Origin of the sequence: Levilactobacillus tujiorum, assembly GCF_012641185.1 — a bacterium.
Taxonomy (GTDB): domain Bacteria; phylum Bacillota; class Bacilli; order Lactobacillales; family Lactobacillaceae; genus Levilactobacillus; species Levilactobacillus tujiorum.
Window position 1 is genome coordinate 1 of record NZ_JAAXLK010000068.1, and the last position, 227, is coordinate 227.

Sequence of the window (227 nt, forward strand, 5' to 3'; positions counted from 1 at the left end):
CGCCGTGAGGCGTGGAGCGGACCAGTACTAATCGGTCGAGGACTTAACCAAGTTGAAAACGTGGTTGTTTCCGCGGAAGATAATTGAATAATATCTAGTTTTGAGGGAAGAAGTTCTCTTATAGTGTGGTGGCGATAGCCTAAAGGATACACCCGTTCCCATGCCGAACACGGAAGTTAAGCTTTAGCACGCCGATAGTAGTTGGGGGATCGCCCCCTGCGAGGATA

General features: G+C 49.8%; 1 rRNA gene. It reads left to right on the forward strand.

Annotated features, from left to right (window positions below):
- Positions 1-124 precede the first annotated feature (124 nt).
- Positions 125-227, forward strand: a 5S ribosomal RNA gene (gene rrf, locus HF569_RS12240); the annotation flags it as partial.